General features: G+C 40.2%; 16 protein-coding genes. 13 read left to right on the top strand and 3 right to left on the bottom strand.

The window, feature by feature from the left end; all coding sequences use genetic code 11:
* Positions 1 to 2,931: Tn3 family transposase (locus DEAC_RS21500; RefSeq protein WP_083996427.1), on the top strand; the 2,931-nt coding region annotated here is incomplete at its 5' end.
* Positions 2,928 to 3,635, top strand: coding sequence for a tyrosine-type recombinase/integrase (locus DEAC_RS21495; protein WP_047812140.1), 708 nt, complete (start codon positions 2,928 to 2,930; stop codon positions 3,633 to 3,635). The genes DEAC_RS21500 and DEAC_RS21495, both read left to right, overlap by 4 nt.
* An 856-nt stretch (positions 3,636 to 4,491) precedes the next feature.
* On the opposite strand, the gene DEAC_RS21490 is transcribed toward DEAC_RS21495, so the two are convergent.
* The 3 genes from DEAC_RS21490 to DEAC_RS21480 all read right to left on the bottom strand — a co-directional run bounded on the left by DEAC_RS21490 (position 4,492) and on the right by DEAC_RS21480 (position 5,671).
* Positions 4,492 to 4,782 (bottom strand): type II toxin-antitoxin system RelE family toxin, encoded by a 291-nt coding sequence (locus DEAC_RS21490; RefSeq protein ID WP_047812139.1) that lies wholly within the window; start codon positions 4,780 to 4,782, stop codon positions 4,492 to 4,494.
* Positions 4,748 to 4,999 carry a hypothetical protein gene (locus tag DEAC_RS21485; protein WP_047812138.1) on the bottom strand — a complete coding sequence of 84 codons (252 nt, stop codon included), beginning with the start codon at positions 4,997 to 4,999 and terminating at the stop codon, positions 4,748 to 4,750. Before DEAC_RS21485 ends, DEAC_RS21490 begins: the two co-directional genes overlap by 35 nt.
* Before the next feature lie 168 nt (positions 5,000 to 5,167).
* A complete protein-coding gene (locus tag DEAC_RS21480; RefSeq protein WP_047812137.1) occupies positions 5,168 to 5,671 on the bottom strand; it encodes a helix-turn-helix domain-containing protein in 504 nt (167 codons plus the stop codon).
* A gap of 183 nt (positions 5,672 to 5,854) precedes the next feature.
* Between DEAC_RS21480 and DEAC_RS23090 the strand changes: the two genes are divergently transcribed.
* The 11 genes from DEAC_RS23090 to cbiM all read left to right on the top strand — a co-directional run bounded on the left by DEAC_RS23090 (position 5,855) and on the right by cbiM (position 13,810).
* Positions 5,855 to 6,022 carry a helix-turn-helix domain-containing protein gene (locus DEAC_RS23090; RefSeq protein ID WP_083996425.1) on the top strand — a complete coding sequence of 56 codons (168 nt, stop codon included), beginning with the start codon at positions 5,855 to 5,857 and terminating at the stop codon, positions 6,020 to 6,022.
* A 127-nt stretch (positions 6,023 to 6,149) separates the two neighbouring features.
* Positions 6,150 to 6,545 (top strand): hypothetical protein, encoded by a 396-nt coding sequence (locus DEAC_RS21475; RefSeq protein WP_047812136.1) that lies wholly within the window; start codon positions 6,150 to 6,152, stop codon positions 6,543 to 6,545.
* 482 nt (positions 6,546 to 7,027) lie between these two features.
* Positions 7,028 to 7,843, top strand: coding sequence for a helix-turn-helix domain-containing protein (locus DEAC_RS21470; protein WP_047812135.1), 816 nt, complete (start codon positions 7,028 to 7,030; stop codon positions 7,841 to 7,843).
* Positions 7,844 to 7,883: 40 nt separating this feature from the next.
* Complete coding sequence (locus tag DEAC_RS21465) at positions 7,884 to 8,357, top strand: hypothetical protein (RefSeq protein WP_047812134.1); 474 nt, start codon at positions 7,884 to 7,886, stop codon at positions 8,355 to 8,357.
* A gap of 408 nt (positions 8,358 to 8,765) precedes the next feature.
* Positions 8,766 to 9,221, top strand: coding sequence for a hypothetical protein (locus DEAC_RS21460; RefSeq protein WP_047812133.1), 456 nt, complete (start codon positions 8,766 to 8,768; stop codon positions 9,219 to 9,221).
* 101 nt (positions 9,222 to 9,322) lie between these two features.
* Positions 9,323 to 10,204, top strand: a complete 882-nt coding sequence (locus DEAC_RS21455) for a hypothetical protein (RefSeq protein WP_047812132.1) — start codon at positions 9,323 to 9,325, stop codon at positions 10,202 to 10,204.
* 74 nt (positions 10,205 to 10,278) lie between these two features.
* Entirely contained in the window at positions 10,279 to 10,566 is a 288-nt protein-coding gene (locus DEAC_RS21450) for a hypothetical protein (RefSeq protein ID WP_047812131.1), read from the top strand.
* A gap of 158 nt (positions 10,567 to 10,724) precedes the next feature.
* Complete coding sequence (locus DEAC_RS21445) at positions 10,725 to 10,976, top strand: CooT family nickel-binding protein (protein ID WP_047812130.1); 252 nt, start codon at positions 10,725 to 10,727, stop codon at positions 10,974 to 10,976.
* A gap of 3 nt (positions 10,977 to 10,979) precedes the next feature.
* The gene (gene cbiQ, locus DEAC_RS21440; RefSeq protein WP_047812129.1) at positions 10,980 to 11,918 is read left to right on the top strand and encodes a cobalt ECF transporter T component CbiQ; all 939 of its coding nucleotides are present in this window, start codon (positions 10,980 to 10,982) and stop codon (positions 11,916 to 11,918) included.
* A complete protein-coding gene (locus DEAC_RS21435) occupies positions 11,915 to 12,706 on the top strand; it encodes an energy-coupling factor ABC transporter ATP-binding protein (protein WP_047812128.1) in 792 nt (263 codons plus the stop codon). The genes cbiQ and DEAC_RS21435 overlap by 4 nt, the downstream gene beginning before the upstream one ends.
* 72 nt (positions 12,707 to 12,778) lie before the next feature.
* Positions 12,779 to 13,810, top strand: a complete 1,032-nt coding sequence (cbiM, locus tag DEAC_RS21430; RefSeq protein WP_047812127.1) for a cobalt transporter CbiM — start codon at positions 12,779 to 12,781, stop codon at positions 13,808 to 13,810.
* Positions 13,811 to 14,212 lie beyond the last annotated feature (402 nt).

Below are 14,212 nucleotides of genomic sequence, written 5' to 3'. Positions count from 1 at the left end.
ACAATTATGCCAAGTGAAATGAAGTTAATTGAGAACAAGACGGGAGAAACCCGGTTAGGCTTTGCGGTATTACTTAAGTTTTTCCAGAATGAGGCTAGATTTCCAATCCAAAAATACGAAGTTCCGAAAGTTGTGATTGCTTATATTGCAAAGCAAATTTATACGGAATCAGCATTATATGCACAATATGATTGGGGCGGACGCTCAATTACATATCATCGGACGCAGATCCGGGAATTCTTTGGGTTCAGAGAGGATACCGTCCAGGATGCTCAGGAAATAACAGACTGGTTGTGCAAGAACGTCTTGTATCACGACCAGGAATTTGAACATATCAAAGATCTGGTATATAAACGGTTTCGAGAGCTGAAGATTGTTCCCCCTACCCCGGAGCGCATTGATCGCCTTATACGATCTGCTGTCTCAACCTTTGAAGATCAATTCTTTCAAGCCTCCTACGATAAAATACCTAAAGCATCTTTAGCAAAGTTAGATGCCCTGGTAGATAGCATCTCATCCCTGGATGAGGAGAATGACGAACCATCCGGCGAAAATGCTGATCAACTATCTTTTCATGAGTTAAGGTCAGATCCAGGCCGACCAGGATTAGAGAGCGTCTTTAAAGAGATTAATAAGCTTAAAACGATTCGGAATTTAGATCTTCCGGATAATTTTTACCGGGATGTTCCGTATAAAGTATTGAAAAAATATAAGCAGCGTGTGGCCACCGAGGATATCCGTGAACTTCGACGGCATCCGGAACCAATACGCTACACCTTGTTATCCACTTTCTTTTACCTCCGCAGATTGGAAATCACCGATAACCTTATAGAACTGCTTATCCAAATCATTCACCGTATCGGAGTAAGGGCCGAACGAAGAGTAGAAAAGGAAATACTTAACGATCTGCGGAGGGTTAGCAATAAACAAGGTATTCTCTTCAACCTTGCGCAAACAGCTTTGGAATTTCCGGACGGAATTATTAAAGACGTACTTTATCCGATAGTTAGCGAACAAACGTTGAAAGACCTGGTTAAAGAGTTTAAAAGTACGGGTCCAGCTTACCGGGAAAAAATACATACTGTAATACGTGCATCCTATAGCAGCCACTATCGCCGGATGATTCCCGAAATCTTAGGCATTCTTCAATTCCGGTCTAATAACGAGGTTCACCGGCCTGTCATTAAAGCTCTTGAACTGATTAAAAAGTATGCTCAATCTGGGTTGCATTATTTTCCCGCAACCGAAGATATTCCGGTTGATGGCGTTATTCGTTCCGTATACAAAGAGATTATCATAGAAAAAGATGATAATGGACAGGAACGGATTAACCGTATCAATTATGAGATCAGCGCACTTCAAGCTTTAAGGGATCGTCTGCGCTGTAAAGAAGTATGGGTAAAAGGTGCCGACCGATACCGCAACCCAGATGAAGACCTGCCCGCGGACTTCGAGATACGGCGAGAAGAAAACTACAAAGCCCTTAATCAACCTATGGATGCCGAAGCATTCATCAACGCATTGAAACAAGCTATGACTGAGGGCTTGGAACGCCTTAATGTTGGACTTCCCAAAAATCCCAAAGTTCGGATTACTGACAAAGGAAACGGATGGATAACCTTATCGCCTTTGGAACCACAACCAGAACCAGCTAATTTAACCCGAATTAAGGCCGAATTACTGCGTCGCTGGCCAATGACCAGCCTCCTCGATGTTCTGAAGGAAACCGATCTTCGGATATCCTTTACTGATAAATTTAAAACAACGGCAGTCCGGGAAGCTTTGGGCCGGGAAACTTTACAGAGGCGCTTGATTTTATCACTGTACGGCCTTGGCACCAACACTGGCTTAAAACGGATTAGCTCCGGTGAACATGAAGAATCCTATAAGGATTTACTTTATGTACGGCGCAAGTTTATACACCGGGATAACCTGCGGAATGCTATTGCTGAAGTAGTGAACGCAATCTTTAGGGTCCGAATGCAGGAAATATGGGGTGACGGTACCACTTCATGCGCTTCCGATTCTAAGAAATTTGGTGCTTGGGACCAAAACCTTATGACTGAATGGCATATCCGGTACAGGGGCCGGGGCGTCATGATCTATTGGCATGTTGAAAAGAATTCGACATGTATTTATTCGCAGCTAAAATCTTGTTCCTCATCCGAAGTTGCCGCCATGATCGAGGGCTTACTGCGGCATTGTACTGAAATGGAAGTCGAGAAAAATTACGTTGATTCCCACGGCCAAAGCGAGGTGGCGTTTGCCTTCTGTCATTTGCTAGGATACCAGTTAATGCCGCGCCTAAAGGCCATTCACTCTCAAAAACTATACCGGCCGGAATCCGGAATGGCTGAAGCCTATCCAAATCTTCACCCGGTACTTACACGTCCTATCAACTGGGATCTAATCCGCCAGCAGTATGATCAAATGGTGAAATATGCTACCGCATTACGTTTAGGTACTGCTGAAACGGAAGCTATCTTAAAACGATTCACCCGGAACAACCTTAAACATCCTACCTATCAGGCTTTAGGAGAGCTTGGGAAAGCCGTAAAAACTATTTTTCTTTGTGATTATCTGCACTCTGAAGAACTACGCCAAGAGATTCATGGCGGATTAAACGTTGTAGAAAACTGGAACAGCGCAAATGGCTTTATTTTTTACGGTAAGGGTGGAGAAATATCTACAAATAGATTAGAGGATCAGGAAATAGCTGTTCTGTCATTACATTTATTACAGAATTGTTTGGTGTATATCAACACGATTATGCTCCAAAACATCTTGTCAAATCCCAAATGGTTTAATCTTATGACTCCAGAAGACTTCCGTGCTTTAACACCTCTTGTATACACCCATATCAACCCGTATGGAATGTTCAAACTGAATATGAGTGAACGCCTTCCGCTGGAAGAAGGTGTGATCGCATGACAGAAAAAAGAACTTCGGCTAAAAAGAAAGCTAAGGAGTTAGCCAAGTATCTACGAGGGGAACGGCCTGATTATGCCTATCTTAAAAGCTTATTTCAACACCTGAGAGCTGAATTAGAAATAGAAATACCTAAAACGTCTAAGAAGTTACCTTATGTCCCAACGGAAGAAGAATTAAAGCGATACTATGATGTGGTTTGGAAAGCTAAGAACTTTCAGGACATGATGATAGTTAAAACGCTACTCTATACCGGCGCAAGGGTTAGTGAGTTAATAAACATCAAACTAACAGACGTTGATTTTCATTACTGCCAAATACGGATAAATAAAGGGAAAGGGAACAAAGATCGCATCGTCCCGTTCCCCCAGTCATTTAAGGAATTACTGGCCATGCACGCTGATTCAATGGCTAAAAAGCAAGCCGTTTACCTGTTTGAATCCTCCTGGAAAAAGAAATATACAGACCGAGGTATACGAAAAATTCTGGCTAAGTATTCAGAAGAAGCCGGGCTATCACAGATTCTATCTCCGCATAAATTACGGCACTTTTTGTTAACCTGGTTGAAAAAGCAAGGTATTGATGACGCTCTTATTCAACCGTATTCTGGTCATGAAAGCCGAAAATCTCTTGAGGTATATTCGAGATTAGCTATCACAGATGCCCAACAAGAATATAACGAGGTTATAAACAAATTTCCAATTTAAACCATACGTTTGCGGGCTGTATCAGCTTCGCTGGTACTACCCCGTATATGACGACTTACTGTTATTTGAAAAATAACTAGCTCAAATTAGTGTAGGCTACCTTTAAGGGGACTATTTAGGAAACTTAACGAACGTTTTAAAGAACAAAAAAGGTACATTGAAGGTACATTTATTGTACCGCCAATGTACCTTTTTTAAGTACTTTTAAATATTCATCGTTTTAACGGTTCTAAAAGGCGTGACATTCCGTGACATTAATATACTTGTCACGCAACGTCACGCCTTTTTTAAAAATATTTTTTTCTTCACTTACGCCCTTAAAATTGGTGATTAAAACTTTAACGTGACATACCGTGACATAGGGTATTCAAATGTCACGGTATGTCACGACCATTTTTTTGATAATACCACCTTTCTTATAAAAAAAGGTGGCAAACGCTGGACATTTTAAGGGACTCAATGACTTTTTTAAGATAGTTATTCTAAAAACAGCAGTAAGTCGTTATATACGTTATGCATAATGTCGTGATTCTCCTCGATGGCCGTTCTTTTTGTGGGAAATTTTCCTTTTAAAAATGAAAGGAGGGCTGTTGATGGAAGCGTTAAGAATAATGGCCGTTGTAGGTATTTTAATTATCGCCCTTGTAGCTCATTTTATAGTTTTAGAAGAGACGGATTAGGCGTATTCTCAAGGGTGAGTTAAGACAAGGAAATAGCGTATGAGGAACTAGAAGGTAGGTACAAGGGGTTATGAGACAATGGTTAATATTAAAATAAGCAAGTAAAGAATTTAACTGCTTATAGAGGCTTTTTGAGGCCCCTTTTAGAAACTGAAGAAAAAAAAAGCCAGTCGAGTTTATGACTGGCTTTTTGATGCTTGTATCTTTGAATAGACATCACCACGATTGTCGATAGTCAATATATATATAATTTGTTCCGTATGATTAACTTCGAAAATTACTCTGTATGTACCGACTCGTAAACGCATTAGCTTTTCTTTGCCTTTTAGAGGCTTAATATCACCAATCGGTGGACGGATAGCTAAGCCTGTCAAAGCTTTACGAATACGTTCCTGAATAGCTTTTTCTTGCTTGGCAAGAAATTTCAGTGAATCACGGCTTAATGTCAGTTGGTAAATTGAGCTCATGCATAGCATCCTCCCATGACACAAATTCCGTGCTGTTCATTTGCCGTATTTCTTCTTCACTCAAGGGGACATCGTCCGGCTCCAATAGGTCAATTTCGTCCCAATCTGGTCGTCGAGGGCTATTTGTCAAAAATCTTAAAAAATCATAAGCGGATTGCTTAGCATCTTCTGGGAGTATCTTTACCAGCTTAAATAAATCATCATTACTGATAGCCATGAAAACGCCCCCTATCTCTAATGTCCAATAATCTTTAGTTAACATAAGATTATCATTTCCACTAATGAAAAACTAGCTTGTAACTGTAAAATATTGTCTTAGTTAAAATGGGGCAAGACCCCATTTTAGGAGCTGAAGAAAAGATGAAAACCAGTTTATGACTGGCTTTTATCTTCGTTGCCACCATTTAAGATTTTTTAATCTCTGGATCTCTGCTTCTAATTCAACTATCTTCTGGTTTCTTTCTTGAATGATTTCATCTTGTCGTTGAATTATGGTATCCATCTTTTGTGTTAAATTACTAAACCCTGTTGTCATTTCATTTTGCAATGCCCCTAACTGCCTATCCGTGCCCTCAAAATTTTTATTAAGTATATTTACAAGTAAAGTTTCGAAGTCCTTGCCTTGGAGCTTATTAAATTCACTTTTTTTTATAACTTCTATTTTTTGTTCTTGAACTTCCACAGTTCTATCAAGTATGTCTTTAATCTGCGCTAGGCTTAAACCTCTTTCTTTTAAATCAAGAATATTTCTAAAAGTCTCGATGTCCTTATCGGAATAATCACGATAGTTTTCAGTATTTCGCTGAATTTTTAGTCCAAAATTTCTCTCATACTTTCGAAGGGTTTCGGAACTGCACCCTAATACCTTGGACGCTTCGTTTATATTCATCTTTCCTAACCATCCTTGCCTTGTATATTTAGGCTTGTACGACTTGTTTAACCTTATTAATTTTATGTAAATTACCAATTTACAGTATACAGCCTGTATCAATTTATACAAGTTTAATTTAATGTTGTATACCTTGACGAAACACGATGAAACATGTTAAAATGCCATGAAAGGGGGTGAATCATGGACAAGGAATTAATTACAATTGAGAAATTGTGTGAGTGGTTAAATATAGGTAGAACCACAGAATGGCGATGGCGCAAAGAAGGTATGCCTCACATCAAATACGGAAACACCGTTAGATATGATAAAGAAGAAGTTTTACAATGGCTTAAAGAAAATAAAAAATAAAGGAAGCCGCCTATCCCGACCAAGAGATGCGACTTCCCACTTCAAAAACAGCCACAGGAGGCCGTTTCATTAATGATTATAGCATTATGTAACCTCCTACGGCAAAAAAATGAGGAGGAGTATTTTTATGGAATTATCAAAAGACTTAACTATTTGCGACAGAACTAATGAGCTGCCGTGTGTTACTAAAATACTTAAAGTCTTATTTGGAGAAGAAAATTATGATGTGATACTTAATGAAACGTACATGAAATTTGATGACTATTTACAAAATGATGAAACACATAAAAAATTGATGGATGAATACAATAAAATTTTTGAAGAAATTTACGTTGTTAATCGTAATTTGAGTCAAAGGTTAGATAATTTACAAGGGAATTTAAGAGATATGGAAAATATATTTTTTTTAAAAAAGGGTTATGAGATGGGTCAAAAACAGTCACAAATGATTAATCAATTTATGTTTTGTAAACAAGAAGCTGCGAATGACGTTGGCGGAGGACGATACCAAGAGCAAACGTAAGATATATTTAGAATAGGGTGTCTAAGTAGCAATTATTAGAAATACAGAGATAATACCAAGTTATACCGAGATAATTAGAGCAAATTAAACATAATTCGTTTTAGAAAACAATTTTTTATGTAAATTCGTTGCAAACGTCAAAAAATTGCATTATTATTTATCTTAATAATAAGAGAAACCCTTTTAATGAAAAGGAAACTTTTCACTTAAACTTAAACTAGAAACTAAAGAAAATCAAAAAGCCAGAGCTACCAACTCTGACTTTTTGACCCAGGACGAACCTGGAATCACAGCTCAACGCTTACACCATTGAGCAAAGATTTCTGAAACGATTATATCATGCACTAGTTGCCAGGTAAATATAAAAAAACTTGGTAATTTGTTAGATATAAAAGTGTTTAAGAAATTCAAGCCGGTGGCGTACAAGCTGCCGGCTTTTTATATGCCGGTGGACAGAAAGAGAGAAAACGAGGAGAAAATTTATGGAAAATGAAAAATCTCAGCCAGAGCTATCCGGGTTGCTATTCGTTATGCTGGGAAGAGAAGCACTACTTGATGAAAGACTCAACAAGAACGATATTCTTGTCTATGTCGCCCTTTGTAGTTTCATGGACAACGTAACTCGAACACTGTTTCCTGCAATCGAAACAATTGCTAAACGTGCAAGATTAAGCAATCGTGAAACCATCTATTGTTTAAAAAAACTTATTAAACTTGAATACTTGAAAAAGAAGCGTAGGCCAAACCAATCAAATCTATACAAAATTACCTCGAAAGGCTTTTTCTCGGAGAATGATGATGAATGGGAGAAAACTTCCGGAAATGCACACCATGCACTTCCGGAAGTGAAAAACGAAAATAACGAATCCGGAAATGCACACCATGCACTTCCGGAAGTGCACACCATGCATACTAACTATACTCAATATAACTATATTGGTCTGGACTGGTCTGGACTGCGTTTTTCGGAAAAAGAACAGGGGAAAATAATCAAGATTGCTAAATCTGAAAACGCCGAACCCGAAGTTCTCAAACAAGTGCTGATTGAGTTTGACCGTCAGGATAAGTCCAAAATTGACAATCCGTTAGGTTGGATCAGAAATAAAATTCGTGAATTTAAAATCTCTAGTACGTTATTGAGCCGCCCCCAAACTGAAACTCCGGTGGAAACCAAATGCCACCAGCCTTTGGTTGTTATCGTTAAAGATAATAAGCTGAAGCAAACCGCACTTTTTGAAACCGATAAGTTATCGACCAAGAAAGCTAAGAAAGATAAGTATGAGAACTTCTATCTTTAAAAAATTTATTAGGGGTAGTACCAGTAAAGGAGTGGGACAAATGAACAGATTTCAACTTGAAAAGCTATACGAGGTAAACGGCCTGAAGGATTATAAATTAAAGACTCCGGAAGACCTATTGAAAACTCATGGAATTGATTTTCGCGAAGTGGACGGATATAACAGACTCGACGATCTGAACAAACAGCTCTATTCAAAGTTCATTGTCAATTTCTTTAATGGGCTTGGCCTAGATTCCAGAATGACCCTAATTCCAAAAGGAATTTACTACGCTGAAGATTTTGACTATCTGGTCAAAGAAAACCCCGAAGATGATTATTATAACGTGGCTGGTGGGGTTGTGTTAGCCATTGACAGGAATGGTGTGAAAACGGTTCATAGAACCTGGAAAGACGAAGATCATACTCACCTGGAGGCCATAGAAAGTAAGCATAAGACGTACCTGAGATTCGAGTATGAGCATGATGGGCGACCGGAATGGCTACATGTTACGGATCAGAAAAACTGGTACTAAAATAGAAAAATGGATACCCAAGCAAATCGGAGAAATCCGGAGAAAAACGGAGTTTAGGTTCTCGCAACGAAACGTGCAAAAGTGTAACTAAAAAGGGAAAATAAAAAACAGGTAAATCGGCGCTCAAGGTCAAATTTCCCTGTTTTTAAGGAATTTGATTTTAGTTCACTTTACATAGTGTTCATTATAGGACTCAAACTTGAAAATTAGGATTAGCAAGCACCGAATTTGTCATGACACTTTTTCACTTTCGCTCAAATAGGGAATAAAAAATTCGCTTGTTAGGGAAGTCCCCTAATACCCCTTGTCTAACGCAAACGAAAAAATTATAAAGCAATAATTTGTGTTACAATTTGATTTTCTTTAGTCAAATAACAACATAATTAACTTGAGATTGGTAGTGGTTTAATGGATTACCACGTTAGACAGAGATACGAAAAATTTCTCTCACGCGTTAAATATACGTATTCGCCCTACGGTATTCCCATCTGGAATTTCAGAGACGTGCTTAATATTGGAGCTGCCATGAAATTAGATAAACAAGGCGATCCTCGTTTTGTACAGAATAGAGTTCAAGTGGATTTCGTGGAAGATTTGGGTTTTACGGAAGAGGAAATTATAGTTCTTTTTTCTAGACAAAAAGTAACACAACACAGAAAAATGACCCTTCGCAAAAATAGCAGACTTTACCGCCAACGAAAAGGTGCTATTAGTTATATTGACCGTCGGCGGCGAAATGTTGAGGATTTTAAAAAAATTCTTCAGCTAAAGAAGAAAAAATTCACACAAGCACAAATTGCCGGTATGCTAGATATGCCATTCAATAGAGTCCGCTATTTGATTCAAGAGTATAACCGACGATAGTTCACGGCATGTCAAGTGTTCGCCACCTCATTAGTGAAAGGGGTGGTTACCTTGAAGAACAAAGGTATCAAAAAGAAACTAAGAATGAGGGGTGAAGGAGAATGAAAAAGTTTGGGATGATCTTAGCATTACTCTGTATCCTATCAATTCTATTACCAGGCGTGGCCATGGCCACGACGTATAACAATAGTATTCCGTCTGGTTCAATTTTGGTTGGTTGGGTCGTGGGTAATAGCGGAGGACAGGCGACTATTTCCTTTTCTTTTTCGGGTAACTCAGGCGTAACTCTTCCAACATCGATTCCATTTGATTCTTCGTGGCATGCATTAGATGATATCCGTCCAATTCTTTTAGCTCACAAGAATGGTGATGACAATTATTTAGGTGGGACAAATGGCGTATTTGGGAGCAATATAAAATTTTCGGATAATGTACTAGCTGCTATGAAAGTACAGAATTTCAACCCAGCCCAACTAGGTGGAGCAAATATTCCTCCTTCATCAACTACCCTTAACTCAGATCAGACAGCTTGGCTACAGAGGGTTGGCTATTCTGGTCAATCGACGGGAGGTCAGACAGCACCGGCACAAACGCCTACACCCGCCCCAGTGACGCAAGCACAAACTCAGAACAATCCTCCTTCTCAAAGCACTTCTAGTAAGCAATCTAGTAGTACAACGTCACAGCAAAGCAAGGCTAACGCTAACGCGTCATCCTCAGCGGTGAAGTCTAATCCGGCGATAGGTCAAACGGTCAAAACTCCGTCTGGCCCAATGACGCAGGACATGGTAGCAGCCGATAAAAATTTATCTGCACAAAATCCACCTAGCCAAAATCCGGCAAATATACCAACAAAGTCACCGGCAAAAGAAGAAACAAAAGCACATAAAAATATTTGGTTATGGGTTGCGACAGGGGTTGCAATTCTTACCTTAGCGGCAGTTGCAGGACGAATTATTTATAAACGAACTCGTTTAGCATAAAAAAATCTAATCGTATGTCAAGTGTTAGCCACCTCTCTTATGAAAGGAATTTTTATAAGAGAGGTGGTTTTATTTTGTTCACGAAAAAGTGGTTCAGGCTGATTTCGTGCCTAACGATGCTATTTTTTTTCTTAGCATCGTCAAATGCAAGAGCTGCAGACAATTACACTCATGATGCAGACATTTATCGGGATAATACGGTCAACGATTCCTCATTCAACGGGCTTATATGGGGTAGTACCAGCGAAGCTGTCACAGCCCGCAAACGCATGGATAATATTGGATTAATTGCTAAGGGGTTATGGTTAGCAGGGATGATTCATATAGAAAAGAAAATGTTTTTATTTAGAGAAGGTATTTAGTCTCATGTGTCGAATATAAAAAACAGGAAGCCTGAAGGCTTTTATTTACCAAAAATTGCTAATTTAATTAAAAATATTAAAACAAGGCCATGGAGGTCGAACTGGGCAGAAGCCTGGGTTGATTTTCGTGGTCTTGTTTTGTTATGGAGGTGAAAACTATGTGTGAAGCCAATGCCTATTTGAAGAATGGTGACCATGAAGTCTTGTTGATGGAGTCAGTAGATATTATTGAGCCTTATGAAGAGGGACTGAAATTGGTTGATATTTTTGGTCGCCAGAAATTTGTGAAAGCCCACATCAAGGATATGACGTTACTTAACCATCGTATCGTGCTGGTAGAAACAGTCGGAAATGACGGTGATCATGGTGTAATCAAAACAAGTCCAGCGACTTTAGTGAAAGGGGGATAACCAATGGAGCTGCCCAGTTGGTTAAGCGAGACTAACCCCGCTCTATGTCGCTGTGGCTGTGGCGGACGACGAAAAGGAAACTTTATCGAGAAGACCCTGCGGGACATCGTGGGTTTTCTACATGAAGCTGTTTTTTCTGAGGAAATCGCGATGCGGGAAGGGTTCTTACAAAATTTAGATTCGCGAGTCAAAGTGATTATGCTTATTTTCCTGTTGGTCGTTGTTAATCTTATTTCACACCTATCTCTATTATGGGCATTTTATTTCATTTTGCTGGCTGTTGCTGTATTTTCACATTTGCCACTGCGTCAAGTGATCGCTCGGGTTTGGTTGGTCATTCCTTTATTTACGGGAATCATGGTACTTCCTGCACTCCTTAACTGGGTACGACCGGGAGAACCGTTTTGGGTCATATGGAATTTTAAGCATCCCCTTAACATTGGTTCCCTCTCCTTACCGGCCACTCTGGCAGTGACCAAACAAGGACTGTGGGGCGGAATTATGCTGGTTAGCCGGGTTGGTATCTCAGTTTCCTTAGCTGTAGTTCTTACACTGAGTACCCGTTGGATGGATTTTTTACGTGCTCTTCGTTTTTTCTATGTCCCGAGAATCTTCGTAGTTACTCTTGAGATGACATACCGATATATTTTTGTCTTAATCACGTCCATGGAGGAAATGTTCCTGGCTCGTAAAGCCCGTGATGCAGGGCAATCTCCACCTAAAGAACAGCGGCGGTTTGTGGCGGCAGCGGTAGGCGGATTGTTGGGGAAGTCTCAGCAAATGAGTGAAGAAATATATTGGGCCATGACCGCACGAGGTTATACGGGGGAAATACGCATCTCACAGAATTCCCGCATAGGTTGGCAGGATGCAATAATCTTACTGCTGGTCACTTTAGCGGGTCTTATCATGATTGTTGCAGACAAAGTATTGGGCGGATGAAAGGAGAAGCTAGTTTGGACTTAATCTATGACATTCATAATGTATTCTACTCCTATCTGCCCGGTCATCCCGTACTTTCGGGAATCAACTTGGGTATTCAACAAGGCGAAGGCTTGGTAATTTTAGGGGCCAACGGCAGCGGCAAATCCACGTTGCTGAAAATGTTATGTGGTCTTATTCACCCTGATGCCGGTCGTATTTATGCCTTTGGGCAAGAATTAACGGAAGACGCTTTGCGTGATCTTCAGTTTTTGCGAGATTTCAGGCAGAAAGTAGGTTTTGTGTTTCAAAACTCGGACGCCCAGCTTTTCTCGGCCACAGTTCGTGATGAGTTGGCTTTCGCACCGTTACAGGCGGGGCTAACCAAGGAGGATGTGAACCAGAGGGTTGAGGATACTGCCGAACTGGTAGGTATCCGGAGTCTGTTAGACCGTGCTCCGTACAAGCTAAGTGGGGGAGAAAAGAAGAAAGTGGCTTTAGCCTGTACACTTACAGTTAACCCGGAGGTTTTGTTTCTGGATGAGCCGACAAACGGACTTGATCCCCGCACCCAGTTCTGGCTGGTCGAGTTTCTTAGGACATTGCAAGAGGCTGGCAAAACCGTGATTATGGCCACGCACGACCTCTCCATTGTTGAAGAATTGGCCCAGCGTGTCATCGTTTTTCGGGAGAATCATACCATAGCTGATGATGGACCGCCTTTACAAGTACTCTCCAAGCGTGAATTGCTATTGGATGTCAACTTGATTCATGAGCGCTCCCACTTCCATGTAGGGGGGCACCGGTAGCACAGGTAATGCTATTTTTTCACTCACTAAGACCAAAATCTAAATCAACCAATAAAAAGGAGGAATTATTAAATGCACATTCCAGATGGTTATTTAAGCCCGCAAACAGATGCCTTGCTAGGCTTAGTCAGTGCATCCGTCTTAGCAGCCGCAGCTAAGAAAACCTCTAAAACGCTGAGTGCCAAAAATATTCCATTGCTGTCTATTGGAGCGGCATTTTCCTTCACCATTATGATGTTTAATGTGCCTATTCCTGATGGAACAACGGCACATGCAGTAGGTGGATCATTATTAGCCATTCTTTTTGGTCCCTGGGCAGCCGCGATTGGGGTATCCATTGCTTTAATAATTCAAGCCATCTTCTTTGGTGATGGCGGCATTTTGGCTCTGGGAGCCAACATATTTAACATGGGTATTATATTGCCTTTTGTCAGCTATGCTATTTACAGTTTTATTGCTGGGAAAAGCGTGGTTTCCTCAAAACGCCGCTGGATTGGGGCGGCTATAGCCGGATACATAGGACTCTGTGTCGCTGCGGCCTCTGCAGGAATCGAATTTGGATTGCAGCCACTTCTTTTCCACACAGCCAATGGAACTCCCCTGTATAGTCCTTATGGATTGAATGTTGCCTTACCGGCAATGCTCTTTGCCCACTTGACCGTAGCAGGGCCAGTTGAGGCTGTAGTAAATGCATTGGTCATTACTTATTTGCAAAATTCCAATCCAGCTTTGTTGGAACTTAGGTACAGCTCCGGTAGTAAGAATTCTTCCTTCCGTTTCAGAAAGTATGTTATAGGGTTAATTGTTCTCGCTGTACTTACACCGTTGGGACTATTAGCTTCCGGTACAGCTTTTGGGGAATTGGGCAGCGAAGAATTGCAGTCTCAATTGGGATACATTCCAAGTGGTCTTGAGAAATTCAGTGATTTCTGGAAACACGCATTGCTCAAAGACTATGGTATTGCAGGATATGACCAGACATTCTGGCAGCAAGCTCTCGGTTACCTAGTATCGGCCTTTGTTGGGTTATTAGCTATAGCTTTCATAACTTATGTTATCCAACGTATTATTCACAATTCCAAAAGTCAATCTCAAAGCCATTAATGCGATAATCGTAACTTGATATTGGACTTCCTTTTTAGGATTCAATATAACCTCTTCTTTCACCTGGATACTTTGGGCATGGTATCCAGGTTTTTTTGGCGTTGATATACAGAAACCATTCTGAAGTATATCATTTATAAGATAGGGGTAGGGGTAGCATCCGTGTCATGTACTGAAAATTAGAAAGGAAATAGTGTAAATACAACCTAAGTACCTGCTTAAGTTCCGAAAAATATTTTGGAAATGGTACTTATACTGTTTAAGCCTAATATTGTCAAAAATATCAACTTCTAATATACTAAAACCAACATAGATGTTCCGATACTCACCCTTTTAGGAACTTTTGCTTGGAGGGGAATTATGAAGAGAAATTGGGAACTGGATGAATTAATTGAGCATTTT

The sequence above is a fragment of the Desulfosporosinus acididurans genome (assembly GCF_001029285.1).
Classification (GTDB): domain Bacteria; phylum Bacillota; class Desulfitobacteriia; order Desulfitobacteriales; family Desulfitobacteriaceae; genus Desulfosporosinus; species Desulfosporosinus acididurans.
This window is presented reverse-complemented; position numbering and strand designations above follow the sequence as displayed.

Bases quoted from the DNA above. Each gene is read 5' to 3' on its own strand.
- DEAC_RS21495 (WP_047812140.1), top strand. From the start codon at position 2,928: ATGACAGAAAAAAGAACTTCGGCTAAAAAGAAAGCTAAGGAGTTAGCC.
- DEAC_RS21475 (WP_047812136.1), top strand. From the start codon at position 6,150: ATGGAATTATCAAAAGACTTAACTATTTGCGACAGAACTAATGAGCTG.
- DEAC_RS21470 (WP_047812135.1), top strand. From the start codon at position 7,028: ATGGAAAATGAAAAATCTCAGCCAGAGCTATCCGGGTTGCTATTCGTT.
- DEAC_RS21435 (WP_047812128.1), top strand. From the start codon at position 11,915: ATGAAAGGAGAAGCTAGTTTGGACTTAATCTATGACATTCATAATGTA.
- DEAC_RS21485 (WP_047812138.1), bottom strand. From the start codon at position 4,999: ATGGCTATCAGTAATGATGATTTATTTAAGCTGGTAAAGATACTCCCA.
- DEAC_RS21480 (WP_047812137.1), bottom strand. From the start codon at position 5,671: ATGAATATAAACGAAGCGTCCAAGGTATTAGGGTGCAGTTCCGAAACC.
- DEAC_RS21460 (WP_047812133.1), top strand. From the start codon at position 8,766: ATGGATTACCACGTTAGACAGAGATACGAAAAATTTCTCTCACGCGTT.
- cbiM (WP_047812127.1), top strand. From the start codon at position 12,779: ATGCACATTCCAGATGGTTATTTAAGCCCGCAAACAGATGCCTTGCTA.
- DEAC_RS23090 (WP_083996425.1), top strand. From the start codon at position 5,855: ATGGACAAGGAATTAATTACAATTGAGAAATTGTGTGAGTGGTTAAAT.
- DEAC_RS21465 (WP_047812134.1), top strand. From the start codon at position 7,884: ATGAACAGATTTCAACTTGAAAAGCTATACGAGGTAAACGGCCTGAAG.
- DEAC_RS21445 (WP_047812130.1), top strand. From the start codon at position 10,725: ATGTGTGAAGCCAATGCCTATTTGAAGAATGGTGACCATGAAGTCTTG.
- DEAC_RS21455 (WP_047812132.1), top strand. From the start codon at position 9,323: ATGAAAAAGTTTGGGATGATCTTAGCATTACTCTGTATCCTATCAATT.
- DEAC_RS21490 (WP_047812139.1), bottom strand. From the start codon at position 4,782: ATGAGCTCAATTTACCAACTGACATTAAGCCGTGATTCACTGAAATTT.
- cbiQ (WP_047812129.1), top strand. From the start codon at position 10,980: ATGGAGCTGCCCAGTTGGTTAAGCGAGACTAACCCCGCTCTATGTCGC.